4 protein-coding genes and 1 pseudogene are annotated in these 2,966 nt (G+C 59.5%); all 5 read right to left on the reverse strand.

Annotated features, from left to right (window positions below):
* Window positions 1-443: MlaC/ttg2D family ABC transporter substrate-binding protein (locus AC1D1X_RS19565; RefSeq protein WP_477698943.1), on the reverse strand; the 443-nt coding region annotated here is incomplete at its 3' end.
* A 193-nt stretch (window positions 444-636) separates the two neighbouring features.
* Entirely contained in the window at window positions 637-1,413 is a 777-nt protein-coding gene (locus tag AC1D1X_RS19570) for an MlaA family lipoprotein (protein ID WP_477698944.1), read from the reverse strand.
* On the reverse strand, window positions 1,410-1,916 hold the full coding sequence (mlaD, locus tag AC1D1X_RS19575) for an outer membrane lipid asymmetry maintenance protein MlaD (RefSeq protein WP_457279721.1): 507 nt from the start codon (window positions 1,914-1,916) through the stop codon (window positions 1,410-1,412). Before mlaD ends, AC1D1X_RS19570 begins: the two co-directional genes overlap by 4 nt.
* A 131-nt stretch (window positions 1,917-2,047) precedes the next feature.
* The gene (mlaE, locus tag AC1D1X_RS19580) at window positions 2,048-2,842 is read right to left on the reverse strand and encodes a lipid asymmetry maintenance ABC transporter permease subunit MlaE (protein WP_457279722.1); all 795 of its coding nucleotides are present in this window, start codon (window positions 2,840-2,842) and stop codon (window positions 2,048-2,050) included.
* Window positions 2,839-2,966: pseudogene (locus AC1D1X_RS19585) on the reverse strand (ABC transporter ATP-binding protein); the annotation flags it as partial. The pseudogene AC1D1X_RS19585 and the gene mlaE, both read right to left, overlap by 4 nt.

The raw sequence follows: 2,966 nt of genomic DNA on the forward strand, positions 1-2,966 counted from the left end.
GGATCGCCCCGGCCCAGAACTTCGGTGCGTACGACGACTTCAGTGTCTTCCGGAGCCGCACGCAGCGGTTTGACATTGACGCTCTGGTCGCTGACCTGTGCCAATGCGCCGGAATAGGTGCGGATCAGCAGGGTCTTGAACTCGTCCTGAAGCTTCTTTTGCTGCTCAGGCGTGGCCTGGCGCCAGTTGCGGCCCACGGCAGAGGCCGTCATGCGTGTGAAGTTCACGTTAGGCATGATCTTGCTGTCGACGAGCGCGAGCACCCGGGTGAGGTCACCGGCTTTTACAGCCTTGTCCGTCTTGATGTTGTCCAGCACATCGGCCGAGACGCGCTTGATCAGGGCATCGGGTGCCTCATCGGCTGCGCGAACGAACGGCGCAGACCCCATCAGGGCCAGGCTGAGGGCGGCGGTGAATAAATGGCCAAGTGTTCTGCGTTTCATGATTTTCCTTCTATGACGAAGCATGCGGCTGCGAAAATTGCAGTACCCCTATGGATACGTCGCTGCTGCAACCGATGGTTCGATGGTTATTCTGCGGGATGGTTTCCGGGCTGTGAATGAAGTTTTACGGCAGTCTTGTAAATATTGTTTGCAATCAACAGCCTTTTGACCCCTGTTCAAACCCGGGATGACACTATTTGGCGGCGGAGGCTGGTGCCGCCGGGGCGGCCGATGTGCCTTCCGGCAAATCGTAACGTTCCTCTTTTTCCACCGAAGTCCCGCCTATCAGGCTACGGCGGCGCTGCAGGTAGATTTCGCGGGTGAAGCTGTATTTGTCGAGTGCGGCCTGGTCCAGGACATCACCGGCCCCGAGCACGTTGGCCCTGGCGTTCACCAGGCGCAAAGTCGTCAGGGAATTGCGGGCACGGACATTGTCGATCCGGCTTACCAGGTCGCCCTGGTAATCAACCAGCGAACCTACCGAATCACGCGCGGAAGAAGGGCCCAGCAAAGGCAGCACGAGGTAGGGGCCCGAGCCCACACCCCAAACGCCGAGCGTCTGGCCAAAATCTTCCGAGTGTTTGGGAATCTTCAGATCGCTGGCAACGTCAAAAATGCCACCCACGCCCCAGAGGGTATTGGTCGTGACACGGAAAAAACTTTCGATAGAAGCCTGGCCTTTACCCTGGAGCAGGTTGTTGACGGTGGACCACACGTCGGAAATGTTGCCGAAGAAATTAGTGACACCGGTGCGCACAGGCGCAGGCGTGATATCCCGGTACGCGGTTGCCACGGGTTTGACGACGGCGCGGTCCACGCCGTCATTGAAACTGAACATGGTCCGGTTGAACGRCTCCAGCGGATCGGATGGGCTCGCATTGGGACCGGTAGCACACCCCTGGAGAAGTGCCAGTGCAAGCACTGCCGCAGCCCAGCCGGCCGGTTTTTTCATCGTGATTTCTGCTGTCATTTTTTTTCTGGCGTCCCTGATGGCGGCGCAGACCCTGATCCGGAACTGCTGTCTGCCGCCTTGCTGTATAAAAACTGGCTGATCAGATTCTCAAGCACCACGGCGGACTGCGTGTTTTTGACCACGTCCCCTGCGGCAAGATTTTTCTCGTCCCCACCGGCCTCCACGCCGATGTACTGCTCGCCCAGCAATCCGCTGGTCAAAATCTTCAGCGAGCTGTCTTTCGGGAACACGTAACGGCTTTCCATCGCCAGATTGACGCTGGCCTGGTAGGACTTGTCGTCGAAAGTGATATTTTCAACCCTGCCCACTACCACGCCAGCGCTTTTGACAGCGGCTCGCGGCTTGAGGCCACCAATGTTGTCGAATTTCGCCGTCACCTTGTAGGAGGTATCGAAATTCAGGCTGAGCAAATTCGCGGACTTGAGCGCCAGAAACAGGATGGCGGCGCCGCCAATCAACACGAACAAACCCACCCACAAATCATTTTTGGAACGTTGCATCGTTTTCTTTCAGTGGCCTGGTCCGGCGTTTTCGCCATTCCGGGCTGTTTTGTCCTTGCGGGGTTCACCCAAGGCAAACACTGGGAAGCAGGATTTTCTCATGGGCGAATTAAAAATGTATGAAGACGGTTTTAAAGGCTGAACATCGAGGCGGTCAGCAGGAAATCCAGCCCCAGCACGGCCAGCGACGCAACCACCACGGTCCGCGTGGTCGCGCGCGACACGCCCTCAGGCGTCGGCTGGGCCTCGAAACCCTGGTGCAAGGCCACAAAAGTGACCGTGACGCCAAACACAAAACTCTTGATGATGCCGTTGCCTACGTCGCGCCAGACATCGACACCGGACTGCATCTGGCTCCAGAAGGAGCCCGCATCAATACCGATCATGACCACACCCACCAGCCAGCCACCCATGATGCCCACAGCGCTGAACACGGCAGCCAGCAGGGGCATGGCGATGATGCCGCCCCAGAAGCGGGGCGCCAGGATGCGCCGCACCGGGTCTACCGCCATCATTTCCATGGCTGAGAGCTGTTCGCCGGCTTTCATCAGGCCGATTTCGGCCGTCAACGCCGTGCCGGCGCGGCCGGCAAACAGCAAAGCAGTGACCACCGGCCCGAGTTCGCGCACGAGGCTGAGCGCCACCAGCAAGCCCAGCGCTTCTGCCGAGCCATAGCGCTGCAGCGTGTAGTAGCCCTGCAGGCCCAGCACAAAGCCGACAAACAGACCCGACACGGCAATGATGGCCAGCGAGTAGTTGCCCAAAAAGAAAATCTGGTCGCGCACCAGGCCAAAGCGGGCCAGGGCCGGGCCGGTGAGGGCCACCAGCCGGGACATCAACCGCGCGGCGTAGCCCAGCTCGGCCAGCTGGCTGCGCACGGAAAAACCGAGGCCGGAAATCAGCGCGACAGGGCTATAGCGGCTCATGCGCGCTTCCCTGATTTGGCCGCCGGGTCGCCGAAATCGGCATCCACAGTGGGGCCCGGATAGTGGAATTTCACGGGGCCTTCGCTTTCGGCATTGACGAACTGGTGCACCAGCGGATCGGTGG

Source organism: Polaromonas sp. P1_G4 (assembly GCF_056405475.1).

Coding starts and splice junctions, on each gene's coding strand:
- mlaD (WP_457279721.1), bottom strand. CDS start 1,916: ATGCAACGTTCCAAAAATGATTTGTGGGTGGGTTTGTTCGTGTTGATT.
- mlaE (WP_457279722.1), bottom strand. CDS start 2,842: ATGAGCCGCTATAGCCCTGTCGCGCTGATTTCCGGCCTCGGTTTTTCC.